General features: G+C 30.2%; 22 protein-coding genes, 1 tRNA gene, 1 other RNA gene and 2 pseudogenes. 9 read left to right on the plus strand and 17 right to left on the minus strand.

The window, feature by feature from the left end; genetic code table 11:
- From ELQ05_RS01710 to ELQ05_RS01755, 10 genes and pseudogenes are all read right to left on the minus strand, one after another.
- Nucleotides 1–930, minus strand: a 930-nt coding sequence (locus ELQ05_RS01710; RefSeq protein ID WP_279586065.1) for a flagellin hook IN motif-containing protein, incomplete at its 3' end; no start/stop codon positions are given.
- A gap of 82 nt (nt 931–1,012) precedes the next feature.
- On the minus strand, nt 1,013–2,839 hold the full coding sequence (locus ELQ05_RS01715) for a motility associated factor glycosyltransferase family protein (protein WP_134239889.1): 1,827 nt from the start codon (nt 2,837–2,839) through the stop codon (nt 1,013–1,015).
- 9 nt (nt 2,840–2,848) lie between these two features.
- Nucleotides 2,849–4,097: pseudogene (locus tag ELQ05_RS01720) on the minus strand (DUF2920 family protein).
- Nucleotides 4,097–4,612, minus strand: coding sequence for a type II secretion system protein (locus ELQ05_RS01725; protein ID WP_070248126.1), 516 nt, complete (start codon nt 4,610–4,612; stop codon nt 4,097–4,099). The pseudogene ELQ05_RS01720 and the gene ELQ05_RS01725 overlap by 1 nt, the downstream one beginning before the upstream one ends.
- Entirely contained in the window at nt 4,613–5,620 is a 1,008-nt protein-coding gene (tsaD, locus tag ELQ05_RS01730; protein WP_134239890.1) for a tRNA (adenosine(37)-N6)-threonylcarbamoyltransferase complex transferase subunit TsaD, read from the minus strand. It abuts the gene before it with no gap.
- Nucleotides 5,617–7,011, minus strand: a complete 1,395-nt coding sequence (locus ELQ05_RS01735; RefSeq protein ID WP_134239891.1) for a M99 family carboxypeptidase catalytic domain-containing protein — start codon at nt 7,009–7,011, stop codon at nt 5,617–5,619. The genes tsaD and ELQ05_RS01735 overlap by 4 nt, the downstream gene beginning before the upstream one ends.
- A gap of 1 nt (nt 7,012) precedes the next feature.
- Nucleotides 7,013–8,083, minus strand: coding sequence for a 1-deoxy-D-xylulose-5-phosphate reductoisomerase (gene dxr, locus ELQ05_RS01740; protein ID WP_134239892.1), 1,071 nt, complete (start codon nt 8,081–8,083; stop codon nt 7,013–7,015).
- Nucleotides 8,080–8,805 (minus strand): phosphatidate cytidylyltransferase, encoded by a 726-nt coding sequence (locus ELQ05_RS01745; protein WP_134239893.1) that lies wholly within the window; start codon nt 8,803–8,805, stop codon nt 8,080–8,082. Before ELQ05_RS01745 ends, dxr begins: the two co-directional genes overlap by 4 nt.
- Before the next feature lie 8 nt (nt 8,806–8,813).
- The gene (locus tag ELQ05_RS01750) at nt 8,814–9,152 is read right to left on the minus strand and encodes a hypothetical protein (RefSeq protein ID WP_134239894.1); all 339 of its coding nucleotides are present in this window, start codon (nt 9,150–9,152) and stop codon (nt 8,814–8,816) included.
- A gap of 1 nt (nt 9,153) precedes the next feature.
- Nucleotides 9,154–10,461 (minus strand): NFACT family protein, encoded by a 1,308-nt coding sequence (locus tag ELQ05_RS01755; protein ID WP_070316862.1) that lies wholly within the window; start codon nt 10,459–10,461, stop codon nt 9,154–9,156.
- 61 nt (nt 10,462–10,522) lie between these two features.
- Between ELQ05_RS01755 and ELQ05_RS01760 the strand changes: the two genes are divergently transcribed.
- The 8 genes from ELQ05_RS01760 (at nt 10,523) to ELQ05_RS01795 (ending at nt 16,485) form a co-directional block, all read left to right on the plus strand.
- Complete coding sequence (locus ELQ05_RS01760) at nt 10,523–11,098, plus strand: molybdenum cofactor guanylyltransferase (RefSeq protein ID WP_070316861.1); 576 nt, start codon at nt 10,523–10,525, stop codon at nt 11,096–11,098.
- Nucleotides 11,095–12,084 (plus strand): phospholipase A, encoded by a 990-nt coding sequence (locus ELQ05_RS01765; RefSeq protein ID WP_134239895.1) that lies wholly within the window; start codon nt 11,095–11,097, stop codon nt 12,082–12,084. Before ELQ05_RS01760 ends, ELQ05_RS01765 begins: the two co-directional genes overlap by 4 nt.
- Nucleotides 12,085–12,169: 85 nt before the next feature.
- Nucleotides 12,170–13,138 carry an ABC transporter permease gene (locus tag ELQ05_RS01770; protein WP_070316859.1) on the plus strand — a complete coding sequence of 323 codons (969 nt, stop codon included), beginning with the start codon at nt 12,170–12,172 and terminating at the stop codon, nt 13,136–13,138.
- Nucleotides 13,131–14,069, plus strand: coding sequence for an iron chelate uptake ABC transporter family permease subunit (locus tag ELQ05_RS01775; RefSeq protein WP_002867309.1), 939 nt, complete (start codon nt 13,131–13,133; stop codon nt 14,067–14,069). Before ELQ05_RS01770 ends, ELQ05_RS01775 begins: the two co-directional genes overlap by 8 nt.
- Complete coding sequence (locus ELQ05_RS01780) at nt 14,066–14,821, plus strand: ABC transporter ATP-binding protein (protein ID WP_070316857.1); 756 nt, start codon at nt 14,066–14,068, stop codon at nt 14,819–14,821. The genes ELQ05_RS01775 and ELQ05_RS01780 overlap by 4 nt, the downstream gene beginning before the upstream one ends.
- Before the next feature lie 12 nt (nt 14,822–14,833).
- On the plus strand, nt 14,834–15,826 hold the full coding sequence (ceuB, locus tag ELQ05_RS01785; protein WP_052825506.1) for an enterochelin ABC transporter substrate-binding protein CeuB: 993 nt from the start codon (nt 14,834–14,836) through the stop codon (nt 15,824–15,826).
- A 155-nt stretch (nt 15,827–15,981) separates the two neighbouring features.
- A complete protein-coding gene (locus ELQ05_RS01790) occupies nt 15,982–16,203 on the plus strand; it encodes a hypothetical protein (RefSeq protein WP_002856036.1) in 222 nt (73 codons plus the stop codon).
- Entirely contained in the window at nt 16,204–16,485 is a 282-nt protein-coding gene (locus ELQ05_RS01795; protein WP_070248108.1) for a type II toxin-antitoxin system RelE/ParE family toxin, read from the plus strand.
- Nucleotides 16,486–16,693: 208 nt separating this feature from the next.
- Here ELQ05_RS01795 and ELQ05_RS01800 read toward each other — a convergent pair.
- From ELQ05_RS01800 to nrfH, 4 genes are all read right to left on the minus strand, one after another.
- Nucleotides 16,694–16,783 (minus strand) — tRNA-Ser (locus tag ELQ05_RS01800).
- A gap of 64 nt (nt 16,784–16,847) precedes the next feature.
- Entirely contained in the window at nt 16,848–17,402 is a 555-nt protein-coding gene (locus ELQ05_RS01805; RefSeq protein ID WP_070316856.1) for a hypothetical protein, read from the minus strand.
- 135 nt (nt 17,403–17,537) lie between these two features.
- Nucleotides 17,538–19,370, minus strand: a complete 1,833-nt coding sequence (locus ELQ05_RS01810) for an ammonia-forming cytochrome c nitrite reductase subunit c552 (RefSeq protein WP_134239896.1) — start codon at nt 19,368–19,370, stop codon at nt 17,538–17,540.
- Between the two features lie 14 nt (nt 19,371–19,384).
- Nucleotides 19,385–19,900, minus strand: a complete 516-nt coding sequence (gene nrfH, locus ELQ05_RS01815; RefSeq protein ID WP_010891930.1) for a cytochrome c nitrite reductase small subunit — start codon at nt 19,898–19,900, stop codon at nt 19,385–19,387.
- Nucleotides 19,901–20,087: 187 nt separating this feature from the next.
- On the opposite strand from nrfH, the gene ELQ05_RS01820 reads away from it, so the two are divergent.
- Complete coding sequence (locus ELQ05_RS01820) at nt 20,088–22,172, plus strand: RNA degradosome polyphosphate kinase (protein ID WP_002860421.1); 2,085 nt, start codon at nt 20,088–20,090, stop codon at nt 22,170–22,172.
- Nucleotides 22,173–22,313: 141 nt separating this feature from the next.
- Here ELQ05_RS01820 and ELQ05_RS01825 read toward each other — a convergent pair.
- The 3 genes and pseudogenes from ELQ05_RS01825 to ELQ05_RS01835 form a co-directional block, all read right to left on the minus strand.
- Nucleotides 22,314–24,585 (minus strand): annotated as a pseudogene (locus ELQ05_RS01825) (autotransporter outer membrane beta-barrel domain-containing protein).
- 206 nt (nt 24,586–24,791) lie between these two features.
- Nucleotides 24,792–25,150: a transfer-messenger RNA gene (ssrA, locus tag ELQ05_RS01830) on the minus strand.
- Nucleotides 25,151–25,561 carry a hypothetical protein gene (locus tag ELQ05_RS01835; protein WP_002783915.1) on the minus strand — a complete coding sequence of 137 codons (411 nt, stop codon included), beginning with the start codon at nt 25,559–25,561 and terminating at the stop codon, nt 25,151–25,153.
- Between the last annotated feature and the right edge of the window lie 45 nt (nt 25,562–25,606).

Consider the following 25,606-nt stretch of genomic DNA (forward strand, 5'->3'; position numbering starts at 1 on the left):
AGTGATTTTAATCCCTCTACCATCAGCTGAAGTAAGAACAAGCTTACCATTTTCATCTTTAGAAGCTTGAACTCCGGTTGTGTCTTTAACCGCATTGATAGCTGAGATCAAAGAGCCATTTTCATCCCCATCTTTATAGTCAACCTTACCTATAGTTACCCCATTGATAGCAAAATCTTGAGAAGTAGTTCCTGCTTTTATAGCAAAAGATCCTACAGTTTTTACATCGTAAGTTGCTCTAACTCCTGTTTTATCCGCACTTCTATTAATCTCTTCAGCTAAAGCTCCAAGTCCTGTTCCAACAGAGGTTGAAATTACAACACTATCAAATTTAAAATCATCTATGCCATTGTAATTTTTTATAGTAAGTCCCACCACACCTGAAGCAAAGCTTTGCGAACCTGTTTCAAATCTTGTAACACCGATTTTTGAAGACTGGGTTGCACCTATAGTTGCTTTAACGGTTTGATTTGAACTTGCACCGATTTGAAATTCTTGATTAGTAAAACCACCACTTAAAAGTTGTTTGCCATTAAACGAAGTTGTATTAGCGATATTATCAAGTTCTTCCATTAAACGGTTTATATCTGCTTGAAGCATGGTTCTTGTTTTTAAACTTTGACCATCTTGAGCTGCTTGAGTAGCCTTAGTTTTAATAGTATCTAAGATCTTAAGTTGCTCATCCATAGCCTTATCGGCAGTTTGCAAGATACCCAAAGCATCATTGCCATTTGAGATAGCTTGACCTAGAGTATTTGCTTGTGAACGCAAAGAATCCGCTATCGCCATCCCTGAAGCATCATCTGCTGCGGAGTTAATCCTAAGACCAGAGCTAAGTCTTGCTAATGAACTATCTAAACTCTTAGCATTTAGATCTGAATTTGCTTTTGCATTTAATGCTGCGACATTTGTGTTAATACGAAATCCCATTTTAAATCCTTTTAAATAAATTCAAGCTCATCCATGAACTTGTTAAATACTATATCGTTTATTTAAAAAAAATCTTTATATTTTAAATGCATAATTTTTCTAAACTTTGTTTTCTAATATTTAATTTTTCTATAAATAAAAGCAGCCAATCTTTATAGGATTTAATTGCTAAAAAATAATATTTCTCTTCCTCTTTTATTTTTTGTAAAATAATTTCACTAAGCTTAAATCCTCTATAAAATAAAACTCCTTTTAATATTCCATCATATAAAGTAGAATTAGAATCTATAAAAGAATTAAATTTTTCTATACTTTTATAAACATTTAATAAAAACTCCAAAGGCAAATTTTCACTTGATATAACTTTTTCTAAGACATGATGCAAAGCTTTAGCATCTTCTAAAACTTGATTAATTGTTTTTAAATCTTGACTTAAAATTTCTAGAATTTTTTTAAATAATTTATCACTTCTATTTAAAGTAAGACTTTTTGGGATAGATAAGATTTTTTTCTTGCAACTTGCAAATTTTAAGCAACACTCTTTAAAACTTAATTCTTTTGTACAAGCTATTCTAGCTCCTCCTTCTGTGGCATTATAAAAATTCGTTTGAATATTATTTAAAAAAAGTAATTCTAGTTTTTTTCTATAATCATTCCATCCAATATGAGTTACAACTTCGCCTTTTCCACCATAAGCTACAACTTTCATGCTTGGAAGTTTCAAACCAACATCAACAGTACTTCCTAAGGCAAAATTCTTAAAATGCGAATCACCATCTTTATTATAAGCTAAATCTTGGCCTATAATAATGATATTTTTAAATCCTAATGCTAAAGCTAAAGTATAACACATATGTCCAACATGTGTTCCAACTTCTAAATAACCAAAATTAAAAAAATTCATTTTTTGATAAACCAAATTCTTATTTAAAACTATACAAGAATGCAAATTTTTATTATTAATCATTCTAGCGACATACGGATGAGTATTTTGAGCTAAAATAAATAAAGTTGACTTTAATTTATCTTGCTCAATATCTTTAAAAAATTCCAATGGATACTCTTCTAAATCCAAATTTAATACATAATCGGGAATAATATCATTTTCATAAAGCAGAGGAAAAGCTCCATCTGCACAAAAAATCACAAAATTTTCTTGATATTTTTTTAAAAGAGGAATTTGCTTTGCAAGACTAGGTCCTGCTCCTACAACAATGCAATTTTGAAATTGATTTTTTCTCTCTTGTATGATTTTTTGAAATGGAATATTTTTTAGCATTATAGGGATATTTTGTATAAAATTATCATAACAAGATAAAGCTACCATAGAGCTTGGATTCAAATTTCTAATGACAAGATTAATATTATCATAAATTATATCATTAATTTTAGCTATTTTGTCTATAAAGTATTTTTTATAATAGGAATTCATAAATATTTCATAAAGACTAAGATATTCAAACATATCTTTTTGATCAAATAATATACTAAGCTGTATATTAACTTTCTCTTCCTCAACATCCAACAGATAAATTTTTCCACTATAAAGCTCTTCACTCAAATCCAGCGTACCTAAAGCTAGAATGAAAAGTTCTATCTCACTTTCAAATACAAAAAGATGTTTATAGTGTTTAGCTAAGTTTTTAATAAGCAAAGCATTGCCTATACCATAAATACATACAAAAGGATATCTAGGAGTTTTTTCTAAAATACTTTGATAGAAAAAATTTAATTCTTCTTCTAAGTTTTCATACATGAAAACATTATGAGTTTTATCATAGATATTTAAATTTTCATCTATATTAAAACGAGAATAAGTTTTATTTTGTATGAAATTTAAAAGTTTATTTCCCAAAGGTTCATTTGCCCCACTTAATAAAGCTTGTATGTTTTTTCTAGTATGGTTCATTAGCTTTCCTTAAATTTTATCTATTTTGAGTGATATTTTGTCATCTTTTTCGCTAAATTGATACAACAAATCCTCACAAGGATAAGAGATGTATTTTTCTTTATAATCTTTTTTTGGATTTTGTTTTATTTTTTCTAGCATTAAAGGAAGTTCTTTAGAAATCAAAGTTTTTATAGACATTCCCATGCCATGTTCTAGATTTTTAATAAATTTACCATCAATTTGATTTGGATTTTTTATCATATAAAATTCTGCATCAAACCCAAATTGTCTTAAATATTTATAGAGTTCTAGTTTTTCATCAGGTGGAGCTATTTCTTTATCATAAAAAGAGTGATAGCTAATATAACATGGCTTTGCGTAATTAGCTTGAATTTCAAGATGTATTGGTTCTAAGATATATCTTATCATTCTTCTTGCTAGAGAAAAGAAATTTTTAGACTCTTGATTTATAGTCCAGAAAGTTTTATCAGATAATCCTAAATTAATATTTTCAGCAAACCTAAACGCACAACCATAATATTTTTCAAAATCAACTTCTTTACCAAACCCAACAAGCCTCCAAAGAAATTTAGCATAACTTGAGTTATCTATCACTCCATCTATCAACCAAGGAGCAATTTTAGCGGCTAAATGTGCTAAATATCCCCCATGAGAACTACCTATCATGATAACTGGTATACCCCCCCCCCATAGTATCAAAAGGAGCATTTTTCTTAAGATAAAGTGCAACATTTAAAAGATCTTGAGCCTGCATAACGCCAAAATTTTGATACTCATTTTTTGTAGGTTGCAAACTCACATGCAAATTTAAAAAATAATTTGGTGCAAAATCACCTTTTTGCTTGCCTTTGGTTATTTGATTATTTATAAAATGAAAAATTTCACTCATTTGTTTATAGTCTTGAATTTTATCAACATCATAAGGAAGTTTAATATCCACAGCTTCACAACTTGCTTTTAAAATAAGCTTGTCTATATCATCTAAATAAAAAGTAGAGCCTGTTTGAGGACGATTACCAATACAATGATAATTCACACTTGCTACAGCCACATTAAATTCGCCTGCTACAAATTCAGCTAAGTGTTCACGGTAATTTTCATCCGCATCTCCACCAAGCCCAGGGATAATAAACACTAAAGCTTTTACTTCTTTTTCATCATCAAAACAAAGCTTAAATTCAAGCTTTGATTCTCTTTTTATACCAAGTTCTACATCATCGCAAGAGTCAATCTCATAAGTTTTACCCACTATCATTACATTCCTCCTATTAAAAGATAAGTTTTGCTCGCTAGATTTTTAAAATTTTCATTCTTACTTAAGATCACACAAGCTTTATTGCTAGAAGAGCTTGTAAAGTCTATATTTTCTAAATCTTCATGAGTCTGATTGGCTGCGTTGATGATAGCATTTTTACTTGCCTCATTGCTTGAAATTCCCATGAGTATAAAATCAGCCTTATTTATAAAAACAAGTTTTAAGCATTCTTTATCATCGCCTACACGAAAATTTACTTCTTTTATGCCGTTAAAATTACTAAGATCGACATTTTCAATCCCACTTACATTGCTCATCGTTTTTATAGAGCTTAAATGGTCATTTTTTAAAGTATAAATGCTTATATCATTGATCAAAGTTTTAAGGTTATTTAAAGACTTACTAACTTCAGCTTCATCCTTGCTTGAACTCATTTTTGGTAAAGCAATAGCAGCTAAAATTCCTAAAATAACGATCACAAAAACAAGTTCTAATATAGTAAAAGCTTTTCTCATCTATATCCTTGAAAAATTTTTATTTTTAGGGCTTAAAATATCTTCTTCTATGCTTGCAAATTTCCTTTTTTCATAAGCATCAACTGCAGCCCTTGCTATCATCAAAGCATTATCAGAGCAGAATTTTAAAGGAGCTAGTTTTAAATTTGCATTATATTTTTGACATAAATTTTGCAAACGCGAACGCAAATTAAGATTTGCACTAGCTCCGCCTACAACGCCAAAATTTTTAAATTTATAAAGATTAAAAATTTTTTCTAATTTATCCATGATATGATCACAAGCTGTATTTTCAAAGGCATAAGCTATTTCTGCTTTTATATCGTCACTTAAATTTTCATGTTTTAAAATTTCTAAACGTACTGCATTTTTAAGCCCTGAAAAGCTATAAGCGAGTTCTTTAGAATGCTTTAAAGGTATGTTAAAAGAGATATTTTTAAGTTTGGCATTTTTTGCTAAATTTTCTATGATGACCCCACCAGGATAGCCTAAATTCATCATTTTAGCCACTTTATCAAAACTTTCTCCAAAGCTATCATCATTTGTGCTTGCTAAAAGCTCTAAGTTTGCATCATCTTTAAGATAAAGCACCATAGTATGCCCACCACTAACAAGCAAAATTCCCATATCTAAAAAAATTTTTTCTTCCAAAAAAAGACTATAAATATGACCTTTAAGATGATTTATAGGGATTAAGGGTAAATTTAGAGCACTTGCTAAGGTTTTTGCCATAGAAATTCCACTAAGCAAAGAAACACTAAGCCCAGGTTCGTTTGTCACAGCTATGGCGCAAAGATTTTTAAAATGCTCTTTGCATTGCTTAAGTATCTTTGGTAAAGCTTCGCTATGAAGTCTTGCAGCAAGTTCAGGCACCACTCCTCCATAGATACTATGTTCTAATTCTTGGGAAATTTTTTTATGAAATTTACACTCTAAAGTATTTTTATCAATGATAGCTATAGAACTATCATCACAAGAACTTTCTATAGCTAGGATAAGATTTTTCATTCAAATTCCACTAAAATAGAACCTAAGAATTTATCTTTTGATCTTGCCATTTTAAGAGTGTTTAAATCCAAATTTTTAGCATTTTTGATCAACTTACTATTGGTATTTACCTCTAAAAGTTGTTGCAAATTCGCCCCTCTTAACTCATAAAATTCCACTCTATAAATTTTACCTGCCATATCTAAAGAGTATTGTGTTTGCATATTTTTTTTATGGACTAAAATACCACTTTCATCTTTTCCATGATCAAAGCCTATGATATTTACACGCGCATTAGCTATCTTTGGGATAAGAAAATTCTCTTTTACTTTTACCTTAGTTCCAAAAGAAACTGAGGTTTCATTACCATCAACTTGAAAAGTTACTTCATTAAAAGCATCGCTAAATTCTAAATACTCAGGATATAATCTTGTTTGAAAACGATTGCCATACTGGATATAAAAAGAATTTCCTTCTGCGATAACAGCGGTAAGTTCATTGCTTGTGTTATAATTTAACTCTTTATTTACCGGAAAAGGCACATAGTTGATAACCTTTCTTGGATTTTTTAAAGAAAGCAAAATTCTATCATCAAAAAGTTTTACTTCAAGCTCTTTATTTATAGCTTTATCAACTCCTTGTGGAGTGAGTTCAAAATCTCTACTAAATTCAATTCCTGCAGTTTTTAAATAATTTTCAATAGCTAAAAGATGATAATAAGCTCTTAAATTTACAGGTAGATTTTTACTCGCTTCATTTGCAAAAGCAGCTTTGTGATTTGAAATCACAAAATAAGTTAAAGCTTTAAGCATTTCCGTATCGCCAAGCTCTTGGGTTTTGGTGTTTTTAAGATAATAAGCATGCTTTGGATCGGCAAGTGAAGAATTGACACTATTTACAGTTTGAGTGGCGATATTTTCAAGATCAGGGTATTTGCTTGCATTAATTTCACTTGTATCAATCACGCTTGAATTTCCCCAACGCTTAGGATTTTGCATCGCATCAATATAAGTGGGTTTATAAAAACCCCAACCATCGTGAAGATTGATCACCATGCTAACTTCAGGAAGTAAAATAAGCTCTTTAATGCGTTGAACTCTCTTATAATCAGGATCCTTTGGGCTAATACTTGCAAATTTACGGTTTAAATCCCCATTATTCCCACGCGAACGCTTGATAATGCTATCAAAAGCTAAATTTGGAGCCACTATAATCTTACCCTTAGTGATATTATAATCACTCAAAAGCAAACTTGCCGCATGAAATCCACCAGGCTCATCACCTTGAATTCCACCAAAAATTAAAACCGTATTATTATCATCTAGACTTTTTCCATTTTCTCCTACACTAAAGTCTAGCTCTAAAGCAAAAATACTTGTTATAAAAAATAAAATTGTTAAAAAAAATTTCATTTTAACTCCTTAAATACTCTCTTGTTTTAAAATCATACTCAAAAACTTCTTCTATACTTGAAATTTTAGGTATTCCAAAATGATCAAGGGCTTTAAAAATACATTTAGCAATATCTAAAAATCTACTTTTATTTTCTAAGAAATTTTGTACACCTATTTCATTAGCTGCATTGATGATAACACCTAAATTTGGCTCTTTTAAAAATGCATTTTTAAGCTTAAAAATAGGATATTTTTTTGTGCTGATTGGATAAAATTTTAAAGCAGGCATTTTGCTAAAATCAACAGCCTCTAAAATAGGCGTATCTTGTTTTTCAAATATAGCATCTGAAATAGCTAGTTTCATATCTGCTTTTGAAAAATATGCTGTGCTAGATCCATTTTTAAACTCACATATTGCATGTACTAAAGATCTTGGTTCTATTAAAGCATCAATTTCTTTAAAATCATATAAATGATAAGCCTCTATAATCTCAAAAAGCTTATTTGCCATAGTCGCACTATCTATAGTGATCTTTGCCCCCATGTTCCAATTAGGATGTTTTAAAGCATCTTTGACACTGACTTGATTTAAATCTTTGATTTTATACCTATAAAAAGCTCCGCCGCTTGCTGTAATATAAAGTTTTGCTATATTTTTTTTACCTTCGAGTAAAAATTTTAAAGCCGCATGCTCACTATCAACGGGTAAAAATTTAGCTCCTTTTAAAAAACTCCCCGCCACTACAAGGCTTTCCTTGTTAGCTAAGGCTATGTTTTTGCCAAGTTCTTTAGCCTTTAAAGTGCTTTTAAGTCCTGCAAAACCTACAATGGCATTGAGCAAAAGTTTGTCTTGGCATTCTGTTAAAATTTGCTCTAAACCTTCTTGCCCTATAAAAACTCTATCATGTTTAACTAAATGCTTGTTTTTTGGATCTTTTATGGCAACAAATTTGGGCTTAAATCTTGCGATTTGCTCATTTAAAAGAGCGATGTTATCCCCACAAGCTAAAGCAGAAATGGGAATGTTTTTTAAAGCAGCAAGTTTAAGAGCATTTACTCCTATACTACCCGTACTTCCAAAAAGTATCATAAAAGAGCAACCATCACAAAAGCAGTAATGATCACTGCATCGATTCTATCGAGCACGCCCCCATGACCAGGGATAAGATCTCCACTATCTTTTACACCTGCTTCTCTTTTAAAATAACTCTCAAGCAAATCTCCAATTACTGCAAAAACCGCTACAAAAAACGAACAAAGTAAAGAAAGCCAAAAACTATAAACAAAAACTCCCAAAATAGTTCCAATAATACTCGCACAAATCAAGCCGCCTATAACACCTTCTAAGGTTTTGTTTGGACTTGTTGGAGAAAAAGGAGTTTTACCCATAAGTTTTCCGATAAAATACGCCCCACTATCACAAGCTGCAACAATAATGATAAGCCAAAAAAGTGCAAACATACCCTGATCTAAATACACTTGCCAAAGTGCTAAAATAGGCAAACTAGGATAAATATAAATAAGAGCTGGTTTTAAGGAAGCCTTTTTATAAACCAAATATCCAACGACTAATAACAAAGCTAAAATCCCAAAAAGCAAAGCTTTATGCGATAAACTTCCCAAAATAAAAGCTATAGCCAAAGGGATAATAGAAATATTTTCTAAAGCAAAAAGTTTTTTTGCTTCACTAAAAGATAGATACAATAAAACCGCAAAAACGATAAAATTGATAAAAAATTGATCAATCAACGCGATAATAATAATAGCCCCTATCATCACAAGAGCTGAAATAATTCTAGTTGTATTAAACATATTTTTCCTTATATACTAATATCTAAGCGATGAATGCTTTGTGCGTCTTTAAAATTTGGATCTTTAGACTCATCTTCTTCATTTTTCCCATCATCGCTGGTTTTAGCTTCTTGATTGTGTTTTTTCTTTTTTTCTTCTTGTTCGGCTTTTTCTTTGATCTCTTCTTTGATTTCATGAGTCTCATTGACTTTTTCAAGTTTGTTCAAAGTTTTTTCTTTTTCATTAAATTCAGCCATATTTAGCGTAGCTGCAAAACCTTCTTTTGAAAGCTCATTGCTTGCTTGTGTAGCTGGATAAGCCATATTTTGATTTATATAATTGACATTTCCTAATGGGCTAACTGGCATTTTAATCCTTTGTGATATTAATACTTTTAAAATTTGTATAATTTACAAACGCCTTTTGCTGAACCTTAACAAAATTTTTTAAGGTATAATCGACCCAATACGAACCTTTCTTTAACTTAGAAAAGCTTACACAAAGCCTTGCAGCAAATTCTATCACATCAAGGCTGATTTTTTGCTTGTTTGATATAATCAAAGTATGTGCACTAGGAATATCCCTTACATGAAGCCACAAATCATCTTTTTTAGCATTTTTAAGTAAAAATTCATTGCCTTTTTCATTTTTACCCACGCAAATTTTAAACTCATTATAATAAAAATTTGCCACAAGATCTTCTTGTTTATGATCTTGATTTTTTTTGCTATTTTTTTTAGGTAGTAAAATTTCAAGCTCTATCTCATTCTTAGCTTGAAGCAATAATTCTTTCAAACTCAAGGTAAAATCTAACTTTTCTTTTAAATTTTGTCTTTGTATGTTTAAATTTTTAGCTTTTTGTTCTAATTTTTTAGCATTTTTATAATATAAATTAGCACTTTGCTTAGGACTAAATTCAAGCTTAAATTCAAGCTCTTTGCCTTCAAAATCATCAAGCTTAAATTCTCTTTCATAATCTTTTAAAACACTCAAATTTGCAAACAATACATCAGCCCTTTTTCTGTATTCTAAAGCTTTTAAGAGTAAAGAATTTTCTTCATCTAAACTAGAAAAAAGTTCTTGTAAATTTTGTATTTTTTTATCTACTTGTGTAAGTTTTAAATTTTTTATTTGTTTGATTTTACTCTCATAAATGCTTGTAAATTTGCGAGAAAAATAATCTGCAAAGTCTTTAATTTCTTCAAAATTTTCATCCATTTTATAAGGCTTTAAAGGCTCTAAAATCACATTAGGTTTTACGACACGATAACTTTTATCAATGTGCCTTAAAGCCTCTATGATCAAATCTTTTTCATCTGTAAGAATAACATTGGTATTTTTACCCGTAAATTCAAAATAAATTTTGCTCTCATAGCTTTTATAAGCCTTATTAGCTTTTACACTAAAACATAAAATACGATTGCCTTCAAGGACTTTAACTTCCTTTATAAAAGCATTGCTAAAATACTTTTTAAGCATAAAATCAAAAGGTGCATTATAATTTTTTGCATTAATTTTAGCTGTATAAATCGCACTCATTGCACGAGTAAGATCGAAAATAAATCTTTCTCTATCAAAGCTTAATTCCAAAATATTATCATTGATACGCTTGATAAAATCGATTTTTTTAAACTGAGAAAAAAAAGTTTGCAATTGTAAAAGTTCTGTGTATTTCATAAAAGAAATTATAAAATATTTTGGCGAATTTGTGGTAGAATTACATTAAAAAAGGAAATTTGTGCAGCTTAATGAGCTAAATTGTGTGATTTTATGTGGTGGCAAATCTAGTCGTATGGGACAAGATAAAAGCAAATTGATTCTTAAAAATCAAAATTTAACTCAATTTCAAGTAGAGAAATTTTCTAAAATTTTTAAAAATGTCTATGTGAGTGCGAAAGAAGATAAATTTGAAAACCATTTTAGCTTGATAAAAGATTCTTTAGAATTTGAAGTTTACTCTCCTATGCTTGCGCTTTACTCTATACTTTCAAATTTTAAAAATGAATTTGTTTTTGTTTTAAGTGTGGATAGTCCTAAAATAGGTGAAAATGAGCTTTTAAAAATGCTTCCTTTTTTAGAGCAAAACTATAAAATAATCATAGCTAAAACCCCTTTACATAAACATCCCTTATGTGGCTTTTATCACAGCTCTTTAGCTCAAACTTGTAAAAAATTCTTAGAAAAAAATGAACAAAAAATAGGACTTTTATTTTCTGAGATTAAAACTAAATTTGTAGAATTTGAAGATGAAGATGCTTTTTTAAATCTTAATTTTTATGAAGAATATGAAAAATTTAAAAGTGAGTTAAAATGAGAAAAATTGCTTTATTTTTAAGCTTATGTGTTTTTATATGGGCTAGTGATTTACAACAAGCTTTAGAGTATGAAAAACAAGGCGATTATAAAAAAGCTATGGAAATTTACAAAAAACTCGCTTTAAAAAATTCACCTGTTTTGATTTCTCAAGAACAAAATAAAACTAAACAAACTACTCAAAATGAAAAATCTATTATTGCAGCCAAAGAAGAAAGACAAGATTTTGCTCGTCTTGCTTTGGCAAATTATCTTGAAGAAGATGAATACTTTAACCCTCTTGGCATTAGTGCTTATAAAATGAATTATTTTCTACCTTTGGCTTATAGTTTTAACTCTCTAGAAGAAAATCACAATAAAAGTGAAGCTAAATTTCAACTTAGCATTAAAAAAAGGCTTTTTGAAAATTTGCTAGGATTGGATGAAAAATATTATATAGCCTATACTCAAACTTCTTGGTGGCAAATTTATAAGCATTCTTCTCCTTTTAGAGAAACCAACTATCAGCCAGAATTTTTTATAGATTTTCCTTTGTATCTTAAAGATTATGAATTTTTTAACAATCTACGTGTAGGTATATTACATGAAAGCAATGGCAAGGGAGATGAGAATTTGCAATCTCGCTCATGGAATAGAATTTATGTATCTACAACTATTTTATATAATAAATTTTTATTTGTTCCACGCCTTTGGTATAGAATTCCTGAAAGCAAAAAAGATGATGATAATCCTACCATCTTGCATTATATGGGAAATTTTGATGTGAATTTAGCGTATTTGGGTGATGATTATTTTATCAATCTTATGTTAAGAAACAATCTTAAATTCCACAATAACAAAGGCGCTATACAAGTTGATCTAGGATATGATATTTTTAATAACGGAATTTATTGGTATTTACAATACTTTAATGGCTATGGAGAAAGCCTTATAGACTATAACAAACACTTGCAAAGACTTTCCACTGGATTTTTGATTTCTTACTAAAATATCCTTTGTAGTTTTATCATTTCTTAAAACAATTTTCATTACAATTTCATTTTTGATAATTATTATTACTATAAGGAAAGATTTGTTTTTTAAGCATATATTGAGTTTAAAAGTGCTTATAGCTTTACTTTTATTCTTTGGAATGATAAGTTTATTTATAGGAGTTATCAGTATCAATGTAAAAGATATTCTTAATCTTAACTCCACTCAATTAGAAATCATAGCTCTCACAAGAATTCCTAGAGTTATAGCGATTTTACTTACAGGAATGAGTCTTAGTATATGTGGGCTTATCATGCAACAACTCACGCAAAATAAATTCGTTTCTCCAACTACAGCAGGGACTATGGATTGTGCTAAATTTGGCATACTTATTTCTTTAATATTTTTTTCTGGAGCATCTTTTTTCACTCAAGCTACCATTGCTTCTGTATTTGCACTTTTGGGTTCTTTTATATTTATCCAAATTTTAAGAAAAATCAAACTCAAAGATGTGATTTTTGTACCTTTGATAGGCTTGATGTTTGGAGGCATTATTAGTGCTATAACCACTTTTTTTGCCTATGCTTTAAATTATATACAAAATATCCAAGGCTGGCTACAAGGCAGTATGGCAAATGTTATGCAGGGAAATTATGAATTGCTCTACATTTCTTTACCACTTTTTATACTTGCTTATTTTTTAGCTCATAAAATTACCATAGTTGGCATGGGTGAAGATATAGCTTTAAATCTTGGAATTTCTTATAATGGGATATTATTTTTAGGCTTGATGATTGTAAGCATTATCACTAGTTTAGTGATTGTAAGCGTTGGGATTATCCCTTTTTTAGGGCTAATTATCCCGAATTTAGTAGCTCTTTATCTAGGTGATAATCTTAGAAAAAATCTTATCTATATAGCACTTTGTGGAGCTTTGTTTTTACTTGTTTGCGATATCATTTCAAGACTTGTCATCTTTCCTTTTGAAATGCCTTTAAGCATCACTACAGGTGTTTTAGGATCTTTAATCTTTATCTTTCTTTTGCTAAAAAGGAAAGTTTATGCGTAAAAAAATGCTAATTTTAAGCTTTTTAACACTTGGCATGATAGGGATTTTTATACTTGTGGGTTTAAATGGCTTTGATGAGTATGCTTTAAAAAGTCGTTTTTTACAAATTGCGGCTATTATCATAGTAGCTATTTGTATCGCTGTTTCAACAGTGATTTTTCAAACTTTATGCAATAACAAAATTCTAACCCCTGCTATCATAGGATTAGATTCTTTATATATGTTGCTTCAAAGTGCTCTTATCTTTTCTTTTGGTGCGGCTAATTTAAGTGTTTATAAAAACGATATCAATTTTTTAATCACTCTAGTTTGTATGGTGGTTTTTTCACTAGGACTTTATAAAATTTTATTTAGTAGCGATAGAAGTATTTATCTTATCATGCTTTTAGGTTTAGTTTTTGGAACACTTTTTAGCACTTTAAGCTCTTTTTTTGAAGTGCTAATCGACCCTGATGAATTCATGGTAATACAAGGAAGAATGTTTGCTAGTTTTGATAATATTGCTTTTGATGTTTTAATTCTTGCTTATATTATTAGCTTTTTAAGTTTTATATGGATTTTTCGCTATATGAAATTTTTAGATCCTTTAAATTTAGGCAAAGATTTAGCGATAAATTTAGGGATAAATTATCAAAAAATTTCAAAACAATTGATGATTATCATAGCTATTTTAACTTCTATTAGCACCGCACTTGTAGGTCCTATAACCTTTTTAGGGCTTTTGGTGGTAAATATCACTTATGAGCTATTTAAAACTGCAAAGCATAGTATTTTACTAAGTGCTTGCATACTCATTAGCATTTTAGCTTTGCTTGGAGGGGTGTTTTTTGTCTCTAGAGTTTTTGATTATAATGCCACTATAAGCGTGGTTATTAATTTCTTAGGTGGGATATATTTTATCTATCTTGTATTAAAGGGTAATAAATTATGATTAAACTAAAAAATATCACCAAATTTTATGATAATAAAGCCATTATTTCAAATCTTAGCCTTGATTTTCATAAAGGCAAAATCACTTCTATAATAGGAGCCAATGGCGCTGGAAAATCCACTCTTTTAGCTCTAGCAAGTCGTTTAATAAAACCTAGTAGTGGAGAAATTTATATCGATGGAATGAATTTAAAAGACTATAAAGAGCAAATCTTAGCACAAAAAATTTCCATTCTCAAACAACAAAACAATATCAATTTAAGATTAAAAGTTGAAGAATTAGTCGCTTTTGGGCGTTTTCCGCATTCTCAAGGAAGACTTAATGCAAACGATAAAATCAAAATCAATGAAGCTTTAGAATACATGGGACTTAGCAACTTAAAAAATGAATTTTTAGATACATTAAGCGGAGGACAAAAACAAAGAGCTTTTATAGCTATGATCATCGCTCAAGATACTGAATTTATAATGTTTGATGAACCTTTAAACAATCTTGATATGAAGCATAGTGTACAAATCATGCAACTAATGAAAAATTTAGTCAAAGACTTTAACAAAAGTATAGCTGTTGTATTACATGATATTAATTTTGCTTCGATTTATTCTGATGAAATCATAGCCTTAAAAGATGGGAAGCTTTTAAAACAAGGCTCAAAAGATGAAATCATCAATCAAGAAAATTTAAAACAAATTTATGATATGGATATACCTGTAAGTCAAATTGATGGTAAGAAAATTTGTATTTATTTTTAAAAAGGAGAAAATATGAAAAAATCTTTAGTTTTTGCTTTTTTTGCATTTTTTTTAAGTCTAATCTTAACAGCTTGTAATTCAAACTCAAATGAAAACAACGCAAGTTCTACAACAAAAACCAACACTGCTACAGTGAAAGTTTTGCCTATTAGCATGAGTGATGAGGGTGATAGTTTTTTAGTGAAGGATAGTCTAGGAGAAAATAAAATCCCTAAAAATCCTTCTAAGGTAGTGATCTTAGATCTTGGAATTTTAGATACTTTTGATGCTTTAAAATTAAACGATAAAGTCGCAGGCGTTCCTGCTAAAAATTTACCAAAATACCTACAACAATTTAAAAACAAGCCTAGTGTAGGTGGAGTACAACAAGTTGATTTTGAAGCCATTAATGCTTTAAAACCTGATCTTATCATCATTTCTGGACGCCAAAGTAAATTTTATGACAAATTAAAAGAAATAGCTCCAACTTTATTTGTAGGTCTTGATAATACAAATTTTTTAAGCTCTTTTGAAAACAATGTCTTAAGCGTTGCAAAACTTTATGGTTTAGAAAAAGAAGCTTTGGAAAAAATTTCAGCTATTAAAAATGAAATTGAAAAAGCCAAAAGCATAGTTGATGAAGATAAAAAAGCTCTTATTATTCTTACAAATTCTAACAAAATTTCAGCCTTTGGTCCTCAATCTCGCTTTGGGATCATTCACGACGTTTTAGGGATTAACGCAGTAGATGAGAATATAAAAGTAGGCACACACGGCAAAAGTATCAACTCTGAATTTATACTAGAAAAAAATCCTGATTATATTTTTGTTATTGATAGAAATATCATTGTAGGCAACAAAGAACGCGCTCAAGGCATACTCGATAATGCGCTTGTCGCTAAAACCAAAGCAGCACAAAACAAAAAAATCATCTATCTTGATCCAGAATACTGGTATTTAGCAAGTGGAAATGGACTAGAGTCTTTAAAAACTATGATTTTAGAAATCAAAAATGCTGTAAAATAATACAACTTCGCAAGGGCTAGTCTCTTGCTTTAATACTTAATAAAATATTTGGGATTTTCAAGAAAGTTTTAGTGGCGGACAGAGAGGGATTTGAACCCTTTTTTTAAATAAAAAATGTTTTTATGTTATAATAAATCTTTAAAAAGGAGTAACAAATGAACTTAGAATTTTCAAAAGAAACACAACATTTTTTAACCAATTATTGTAAAGATAACAATTTAAGTGAAAAAGAAGTTTTAGAACTTGCTTTAAGTTATTTAGAACATAAGATAAGAATTGATGGTTATAAAAAGGATATAGAACTTTACAAGCAAGGTAAATTAAAGACTTTAGATTTTGATGAAACTTTTAATGATATTAGAAAAGATTTAGAATAAATGGAAATTGTTCCAACTCCTAAATTTAAAAATGAGCTTAGGCATATTGTTAATTTTATAAAATTAGATAGTTCTTTTTATGCTAAAGAATTTCTTAATGATATTAATTCAATTTGTAAAAATCTTTCTTTTATGCCTTATAAAAATAGAAAATCTTTGTCTTTTGATAATGAAAATATAAGAGATTTGATTTTTAAAGGTTATATTATCCCTTATCTTATCGATAAAAGTAAAAATGAAATTGTGATTTTAGGCATATATAAAAGTAATCTTTGGGATTGATTTTATATTTTATTTTTTTAGAATTCTTACTTCCATATTAGCATTCTTTTTCATCTAATTTCTTAAATAATTCCAAAATATCTTATTTTCTAATGGATTATTTTCCAATTTTAGAATAATATTTATTTATTATAGTTATAGATTATTCTTTTTTTTCAAATATATAATGTTGATATATAAATACTTGGAATTTTCAAGAAAGTTTTAGTGGCGGACAGAGAGGGATTTGAACCCTCGAGACCCGTTAAGATCTGCACCCTTAGCAGGGGTGTGGTTTCAGCCGCTCACCCATCTGTCCAATAAAAGTAAAGTGTGATTATACAAAAAAATAAATAATACCTAGCTTAAAAAGCTAGGAAAAATCAAAGGCTAAGATAAGCCAAAAGCAAAGTTACAACAACCCCTACTCCAAGAACTGCAAATTGTTTACTTCTATCTTTTTTATTTGCAAACAAAGTAATCATAAGCCCTGAAATATAAAGCATAAATAAAGTAATACCAAAACCTACACTAAGCACAGAAAAATACCAAGCACCCTTATCTTTATGAAGCATAATCATATCTCCAAGCAAAGATCTTGTTTTTAAGGTAATATTGTATTCATTAGTAGAATTTTGAGTTATATTAGCACTATAATGAGTTCCACCTATTGTTATACCTTTATCTTTGCTTTTAATGATATCTGTATTAGATGGCACTTTTAAACCATTTGTTTTTAAAAACTCTATTAAAGCTTCTCTTTCTTTACCACTTTCTATAACTTTTGACAATTGATACTGTTCAACTTTTAAGCCCACATCTTGATTAATACCAAAAATATATGCTATACCCGTTAAAGCAAAAAGCAAAGTGCAAGGCAAGAAGAACAAACTAAGATAGATATGAACCTGTCTAAACAATTTATTTTTATTGATCATTTTAACTCCTTTTTGATTATCAAAATTTGTGATATTTTGACAAAACAAAGTGAAGCAAAAGTGAATTTTAAATAAAAAGTTTATAGTTTTTAAAACAAAGAAAAGAAAAAGCCCTATGATTATAGGGCTTAAGAATTATTTTTTATCAATCACTTGATAATTATAAGGAGCAAGCTCTTTATCATGCTCTAAAAGTTCTTTTGGAGGATTGCCATTAACATCTTTTTCATCTGCATAGTAACGCTCTCCAGCTTTATGATTATTAACATCTACTTTATAATAAAGCTCTCCTGGATTAAATTTTTGAATATCTTCAAAACCTAAATTTGAAGTTTTAAAATCTTTAATTCCATTTGCCGCTGCAATTTCTACAAGTTTAGTTTGTCCCATTCTTGCCATATCAACAGCTTGCAATAACATTCTTGAAGCTTCGCGAGGATTATGAAAACCAGTTGAGTTTTCAGCATTAACAAAATCTGCTCTCATTTGAGCTTTACGATGAAGTTCTAAAACTTCTTTTAGTTCTTCGCTAATTTTTTTCGCATCAGCTTTTCCATCGCTTTGGAATTTTTCCATATTGCCTAGTTCATCGCGTAGTTTTTTAGTATCCATAATCAAACTAACAATTGCATACTCTGCAGTTCTTTGATCATGCGTAACGCTGTTTTGTATGTCAAGCACTTGAGCTTTTAAATAATCTTCGCTTTGTTTATGACAAGACTTACAAGCAGAGTTAATATCTCTTAAAGGAGAAGTGATATTGTGTTGAGTAACCTTTTTAGCTCCTTCTCTAACATAAGGCATATGACAATCCACGCAACTTACTCCATTTGCAGCATGCACACCGCCACTATAAAGTTCACTTTCTGGATGTTGAATTTTAATAATTTGCGCTCCTGTTAATTTATGAGTAAAATCAGCTCCAAATACTCCACGAACTTTATCATAATAATCATCTAGCATTTCAATTCTAAATGGTTGTCCTTTTTTCCACTCACCCCAAGGAAAAGTTAAAACTATACCATCGGTTTCAATCTCTTTAGCTTTATTGCCATCTCTCCAAAATTCATACTCATCATAATTTTTCTGAGTTCCATTCCACCATTTTTTAGAACTATCATCTACAATAGTTTCACCCATTACTTTTACCTTTTCCCCTGTTGGTTTAAAATAGTATTCAACATGGCATTGAGAGCAAACTAAAGTTCTCATTTCTTCTCTTGTAGCTTTTACGCCTTGTACTGGATCTTTTTCATATCCTCTAGAAACTAAAGCATTAATAGCTGCTGGACGAGTAAGTCTTAAACTCATATCATTTGGATTGTGACAATCTGCACAAGTTACACCCATTCTTTTACCACCATGTGGGCCTGCATGTTCAGGTGAATTTTCTACTATACCATCAACGGCTGGGATATTTTTAATCATAGTCCAATAATTTGTAGAGTTAAAAGCAGTAAAATCCCCTTTAGCAACATTTTTTATAAGCCATGGAGTCCATCCACTATGACAATTCATACAAGCTGCAGGTTGACCTTTAAAAGCAGCAAGTCCATGAGCATTAAGAAAATCTTTGTTGTTTCTTGCTGTTTTCATTTGATCTACTTGAACCCAAAAATGCCCTCTTTCTTCATTGAAATCAAGGCTAAAAGGATATCCTGCCCAAAGTATGGTTAATTGAGGAAAGCGAATCAATTTTGAATAAGCTAAATTACCACCAAATTCAGTAGCCTTAGGCTCTTCTTTTTCAACCGTTAAATACATTTTTAGTTGCTCTGGAAAAACCTTACCCCATTTTTCAAAATTTGGATCATCATCACTAAGCAAAGAAAAATCAGCATTTACTGCAATGGCATTTTTATTTGCTTCATCTTCTTTTTTTTGATTGATATCATTATTTAGCCATAAAACCCCCGCTATAAGTAAAACCAAAACGACAATACCTAAGCGTAAAATATTTTTTTTCATTCATCTTCTCCTTATTAAATTCCGTGTTTATGTCCAACATCTTTATGACAAGAAGCACAATTTAATGACTTGTCTGCATGTGGATTTGTTGTAGCATTGATAGCTGTTTGAGCAAAATCTGCATGACAGCGTATGCAGTTTTCTTGCACCATTTTTCTGCTTTTTTCAGTCGCACTCAAATTTGTAGGCAACTCATCAAGTTTAAAAGTAAAAGCATAAGCATGCCCTAAACCACTTTGAGCCTTAGCTATCCACTTAGCTACAAAATTATGTGGCAAATGGCAATCCACGCAAGTTGCTCTTGGTTCGCCTTTGACTTTTTGAGAGTGTGGCCCTGCCATGTATTCGTTATAAACTTCATTCATAATATGGCAGTTATTACAAGATTCACTTGCATTGCTTAAATAAGATGTACCCTTAGCGTTATAAAAGGTATAAAACCCGACCGCAAAGAAAACAAAAAGCAAAACAAGAAAAATAGTAAAAAGATTCGAAGTTTTCTTCAAAATTTTCCTCCTTAAAATTATCATTTCTTAAAATCTTCAATGAAACAACAATGTCACAGAATTTCCCAGAAATAAATTTTGTGATTCTAACATAGATGAATTTAATATAATTTTAAAGATATATTTACTCTTAATTAACCTAAAAAATTTAAAACTTTTATTCAATAATTTCAAAATAAATGATAAAATACAACTAAAAAAGGAAAAATTAATGCAAACAAGTCCTGATATGTTTATCAATCGCGAACTTTCTTGGCTTCGCTTTAATTCTCGTGTTTTAGACCAATGTTCTAAAAATTTACCCTTGTTAGAAAAATTAAAATTTATAGCTATATATTGCACTAATTTAGATGAATTTTATATGATACGCGTCGCAGGCTTAAAACAACTTTTTTCAGCTGGAGTTAATGCAAGCAGTAGCGATGAAATGACCCCGTTACAACAATTAAAAGCCATACGCAAATATTTACACCAAGAAAAAGAACTTTTGGAGCGTTATTTTAATGAAATCACAAGTGAATTAGAAAAAGAAAATCTTTTCATAAAACATTATGAGAATTTAGATGAAAATTTAAAACAAAAATGTGATGAGTATTTTTTCTCCAATATTTTTCCTGTTATTGTTCCAATAGCTGTTGATGCTACTCACCCTTTTCCGCATTTAAACAACTTATCTTTTTCACTAGCGGTTAAAATTTGCGATAAAGCGCATCCTGAACTTGTAAAATTTGGAATGATTAGAATTCCAAGAGTTTTACCTCGTTTTTATGAAGTAAGTGCAAATATTTATGTTCCTATAGAAAGTATAGTCCATCAACACGCAGAAGAAATTTTTCCAGGCTATAAACTCTTAGCTTCAGCAGCATTTAGAGTGACTAGAAATGCAGATATGGTAATAGAAGAGGAAGAAGCTGATGATTTTATGATGATTTTAGAACAAGGCTTAAAACTTCGTAGAAAAGGAGCTTTTGTAAGATTGCAAATTCAAAAAGATGCAGATGAGCAAATCGTAGAATTTCTTAATACTCACATGAAAATTTTTCATAAAGATGTTTATGAATATTCTATTTTACTCAATCTCCCTAGCCTTTGGCAAATCGCAGGAAATAAAACCTTTACGCATCTTTTAAGCCCACTTTACACGCCTAAAACTTTACCACCTTTTGATGAGAATTTATCTATTTTTGATGCTGTAGAAAAAGAAGATATACTCATCATACAACCTTTTGAAAGTTTTGATCCAGTTTATAAATTTATCAAAGAAGCAAGCAAAGATCCTGAAGTAATTTCCATAAGAATGACACTTTATAGAGTTGAAAAAAATTCCAATATAGTTCAAGCTTTAATTGATGCTGCAAGTGATGGAAAACAAGTAACTGTGATGGTAGAATTAAAAGCACGCTTTGATGAAGAAAATAATCTTCATTGGGCGAAAGCTTTAGAAAATGCCGGAGCTCATGTTATTTATGGCATTACAGGTTTTAAAGTCCACGCTAAGGTTTCTCAAGTCATACGCAAACAAGGAGATAAACTTAAATTTTATATGCATTTAAGCACAGGAAATTATAATGCAAGCAGTGCTAAAATCTATACTGATGTGAGTTATTTTACAAGCAAAGCAGAATTTGCAAGAGATACGACAAGCTTTTTTCACATCTTATCGGGATTTAGTAAAAATCGTCGCCTTCAAACTCTTTCAATGAGCCCAAATCAAATCAAAGAAAAAGTTTTAGAAATGATACGCATTGAAACAAGCAAGAAAAATGAAGGTGTGATTGTAGCTAAAATGAATTCTCTTGTGGATAGTGATATCATACAAGCGCTTTATGAAGCAAGTATGGAAGGAGTGCAAATCGATCTTATCATACGCGGAATTTGTTGCTTAAAACCTGATGAAGAATATAGCAAAAACATACGCGTTAGAAGCATCATAGGAAAATACTTAGAACATGCTAGAGTATTTTATTTTAAACATAGTGAGCCAAATTATTTTATATCGAGTGCAGATTGGATGCCAAGAAATTTAGAACGCCGTTTAGAGCTTATGACTCCTATATATGATGAAAGAAGCAAAGCTAAATTAGCTCAATTTTTACGCTTGCAACTTAGCGATAATGTTTTAGCTTATGAGCTTAAAAACAATGGAGAGTATGAAAAAATTCCTTCTTCTGAAAAAATCATAGATTCTCAACAAACCTTAGAAGAATATGTAAGTAAAATTTATAAAACACTTAAAAAAGATACAGATCAAAGTCGCGCAACGCACTTAGCTTCCAAACTTTTCAAAGAAAACTAAAAGTTTTTAGGGTTTTTACTCTAAAGACTTATTTACTTGTTTGTTATAAAAAAGGGCTTTAAGATAAAGCCCTAGGAGATTTCCCATAGAAATAAACAATCATTTCTAAACTATAAAAAGATTTAGAAATGATTTTTAAGATTAAAATTTATACTTAAGTCCTGCTTGACCACTTAAGTAAGTTTCATTTTTATTATCTACTTTACCTGCTAGTATTTGTTTAGCACCAAAGCCAAGATTCATACTGAGTTGATTTGTAAAATCTACATTACCCCCTACGATAATTTGTCCGTATGTTTTTTTCTTGTTGTTAGCTTCTACACTAGTAAAGAAAGCATTATTTACAGCTAGGTTAGCTGTGTAATCATCACCACTATTGATAACAAATTGTTCTATTTTTGGAGTTACAAAAATATAAGAGTTTTCATTCATATATTTTCTAAATTCGGCACCCACTTCAACACTTACAGAATTGTTTTTCATAGAATCAATATCTTTAGCAATAGCACCATTTTCTGTATGAGATGGAGTATAACTAAAATAATAATTTACTCCCGCAAAAGGTTTAATAAATAAAGTATTATCACTAAGATCAAACACACGACCTGCATTAGCGCTAAGTCCTAAGAATTTGCTTGTATAATCTGAGTTATATGCACCATCTGTTTGAATATTGTCTTGTTTAGTTGGAGAAACTTGAGCATAAGCTTTAAGATTAAGTTCCCATTGTGGAGCTATATTGACAGTAGAATACATACCTAATTGGAAGTTATCACTTTTTTGTTCTAAATTATTGTCTTTGATTTTAGCGTTTGCATAAGTAAAATAAGCACCCCATAAAACATCATCATTAGCTTGTTTATCTACTCCCACGGTAGCACCATACATTGCACCACTATCTCCATCGATAATGTTAACACCACCAAAAGCATTAGCCCAAACACTATTGGTATATTCATTTACATAGCTTGGTCTCATATCACTATCTAAAGCAGCAAATTTAAGGCCATTCATTTTAGAAGCATAAGTTCCAAAAGGATTGTTTAACATTGCTACACGAGAACCTATAGAAACATCATTAGAAATATTCATAGTGGTATTTACTGCACTAGAAGCTGAATTGAGATTAGATACAGATTTACCTGTATTGTCTGTGTCTTTTTTGATTTGTAGGGCTAGTTTTACACCTTCTCTACTTGCTAAATCTGCTCCTATACTTCCTAATTGTTCTGTGATAGAACGAAGAGCTAGGATAGAAGCTTTATCATTAGCACTAAGATTTAAATTTAAGTTTTTATTTACTAAATCAAGGTATTTTTCATCATCGATTTTACCGCCGTTGTTTATAGCTTCTTGTTGAAGTTTTTCAAGTTCAGTTTTTTGTTCTTGTAGGGCTTTTTTAACTTTTGCCCATTCTTCAGCTTCATCGGAATCAAAATCATTTTTAAGTAATTTATCGATAGCATTTATATCTACTTTAAGTTGCGTGAGTTTATCTTTAGCTGCTGCAGTAGCACCTCCATTAACTACCAAGCATTTATTGCCACCGCAGTTTTGAACGCTAAGTTTATAATCTACTAAGCCTTTTTCCATCGCCGTATTCATCTTCATCGCTAATATCTATAACAGCTCCTGTTTCTGTAACATCTTTGCCATGAAGATCAGTTGAAACATAATCATTTAAAAATTTTACAAGTAATGCACCTGCGTTATTATTTGCTTTTAAAATATCTTTATTGAAATCTTTAGCTTGAACCATTACTACATTATTTGCTTCTAAGTCTGTATAAGAGCGTTTGATAAGTCCAAAATTTGAATTTTTAAGATTTGCAGTTCCATTTACCTTAACAAAATTTCCATAAGTAGCAAAAAGGGTTTTATCGGCAGTAAAATTTCCATTTATAGTTAAGTTACCATTAGCACTTTGTGTTTCACCTGCTCCATTATAAAGAATTATACCCGAACCTTTTTCTTCATCTTGAGTAATGGCTTCACCTCCTGAGCTAGTCATAGTTAAATCTCCATTAATCACCGAAGGTGCAAAAGCTTGTAAAATTATATCTGTTGTTTCAACTTTTTTAGCAGTAGCGTTTAGATTTGTTACATATGCAGGTTCTCCTTTGTTATTATATGTAAAGCTTAAAGTATGGTCTTTACCGATATCAATGTTCAATCGATGATCAGCAGTGTCATAACCATCGCTTGGTAAATCCCCAATGCCCATTTTGATACTTAAATCTTTTCCTTTGTAATTATCAGGATTTTTGAGATTAATATCCTTACCATTTTCTTCAAAATAATTTCCTATATCTGAAGACCCTGTAAGATCGATTTCTTGCGCAAAAGCACCCGAATAAAGCAAAGTTGCTACACCTAAGCTTAGCAATATCTTGCTCGAAGCATTTTTCTTCATAAGTTTCTCCTTCAATAAATTTAAACTGAAGGAAAAATTATACCCCCCCCCCTAAAAATAAGCTTAAAAATAAAACTATAAATTTTTAATGAAAAATTATAAAACCTAATATATCAAAGTTTTAAGGGTAATAAATCGATCTTAACTTCATATAAAAAATTCTAAAAATTTAAAATAAACTTATGATTTACTTAAAATTAGCGTGATGGTGGAAGCGAGGGGAATCGAACCCCTGTCCAAAAATAACCCCACAAAGACCTCTACATGCTTAGCAAAGATGACTACTTCACCCTACTTCGCTCACCTTTCAAAACTTAAAAGCAAGGCTAAGACTTTATTTCACCTCAACGCTTGTCAAACGCAAGGCTACACTATCAAAGATGACCGAAAATTAAGCTAGATAGTATGACTTAAATTTCAGGCTCAACTGAACTTACGCAGCTTTAGCGTAAGCAGGAGCAAATTTAACGTTGTTTGCGTTTAATTTTATTTGGGCTTTTTACGCTTTGCCCAAAGCGACATGCCATCTAAGCAGACTTACTCCTGTCGAAGCCAAGTCGCTCCCTTATTTAGAAATAATATTTGGAACATTAACAATTAAAGGATTAAAAACCGCTAAAACAGAATCATCATTTTCATATGAACGACAATATTTTTCAAACTGATCACTCATCAAAAGCATCCAATCTGTAAATTCATCGCTAGCAGGGCCATTAAAGCGATTTGCTTGTGCCATCATCTCTTCACAAAATACACAAAAATCAGTCACTTCTTCAAGATTTAAGCGTCTTGCTGCCCAAGCAGTATTATGTGCTAAAGTTTCAAGCTCTTTTATGGCCTCTTTATAACGCACGCTATCGCTTCCAAGCTTGATGATTAAAGGTTCAAACCTATCACACATGGTTCTAAAAAATTGTAAAAATTTTTCTATATCATCAATCTCATAATCTAATTCTAATTTTGTTAAAATTCCCATTTTCAAACCATAATCATTAAAGTTTAATGTAAATTCTAGCAAATT

The organism is Campylobacter sp. US53, from assembly GCF_004378995.1.
GTDB lineage: Bacteria > Campylobacterota > Campylobacteria > Campylobacterales > Campylobacteraceae > Campylobacter_D > Campylobacter_D jejuni.

Excerpts from the sequence above, each read along its gene's own strand:
- ELQ05_RS01750 (WP_134239894.1), bottom strand. The coding sequence starts at position 9,152 with ATGCCAGTTAGCCCATTAGGAAATGTCAATTATATAAATCAAAATATG.
- ELQ05_RS01795 (WP_070248108.1), top strand. The coding sequence starts at position 16,204 with ATGGAAATTGTTCCAACTCCTAAATTTAAAAATGAGCTTAGGCATATT.
- ELQ05_RS01810 (WP_134239896.1), bottom strand. The coding sequence starts at position 19,370 with ATGAAAAAAAATATTTTACGCTTAGGTATTGTCGTTTTGGTTTTACTT.
- ELQ05_RS01805 (WP_070316856.1), bottom strand. The coding sequence starts at position 17,402 with ATGATCAATAAAAATAAATTGTTTAGACAGGTTCATATCTATCTTAGT.
- ELQ05_RS01715 (WP_134239889.1), bottom strand. The coding sequence starts at position 2,839 with ATGAACCATACTAGAAAAAACATACAAGCTTTATTAAGTGGGGCAAAT.
- ELQ05_RS01820 (WP_002860421.1), top strand. The coding sequence starts at position 20,088 with ATGCAAACAAGTCCTGATATGTTTATCAATCGCGAACTTTCTTGGCTT.
- ELQ05_RS01725 (WP_070248126.1), bottom strand. The coding sequence starts at position 4,612 with ATGAGAAAAGCTTTTACTATATTAGAACTTGTTTTTGTGATCGTTATT.
- ELQ05_RS01765 (WP_134239895.1), top strand. The coding sequence starts at position 11,095 with ATGAGAAAAATTGCTTTATTTTTAAGCTTATGTGTTTTTATATGGGCT.
- ELQ05_RS01780 (WP_070316857.1), top strand. The coding sequence starts at position 14,066 with ATGATTAAACTAAAAAATATCACCAAATTTTATGATAATAAAGCCATT.
- nrfH (WP_010891930.1), bottom strand. The coding sequence starts at position 19,900 with ATGATAATTTTAAGGAGGAAAATTTTGAAGAAAACTTCGAATCTTTTT.
- ELQ05_RS01790 (WP_002856036.1), top strand. The coding sequence starts at position 15,982 with ATGAACTTAGAATTTTCAAAAGAAACACAACATTTTTTAACCAATTAT.
- ELQ05_RS01755 (WP_070316862.1), bottom strand. The coding sequence starts at position 10,461 with ATGAAATACACAGAACTTTTACAATTGCAAACTTTTTTTTCTCAGTTT.
- ceuB (WP_052825506.1), top strand. The coding sequence starts at position 14,834 with ATGAAAAAATCTTTAGTTTTTGCTTTTTTTGCATTTTTTTTAAGTCTA.
- ELQ05_RS01775 (WP_002867309.1), top strand. The coding sequence starts at position 13,131 with ATGCGTAAAAAAATGCTAATTTTAAGCTTTTTAACACTTGGCATGATA.
- tsaD (WP_134239890.1), bottom strand. The coding sequence starts at position 5,620 with ATGAAAAATCTTATCCTAGCTATAGAAAGTTCTTGTGATGATAGTTCT.
- ELQ05_RS01835 (WP_002783915.1), bottom strand. The coding sequence starts at position 25,561 with ATGGGAATTTTAACAAAATTAGAATTAGATTATGAGATTGATGATATA.
- ELQ05_RS01735 (WP_134239891.1), bottom strand. The coding sequence starts at position 7,011 with ATGAAATTTTTTTTAACAATTTTATTTTTTATAACAAGTATTTTTGCT.
- dxr (WP_134239892.1), bottom strand. The coding sequence starts at position 8,083 with ATGATACTTTTTGGAAGTACGGGTAGTATAGGAGTAAATGCTCTTAAA.
- ELQ05_RS01745 (WP_134239893.1), bottom strand. The coding sequence starts at position 8,805 with ATGTTTAATACAACTAGAATTATTTCAGCTCTTGTGATGATAGGGGCT.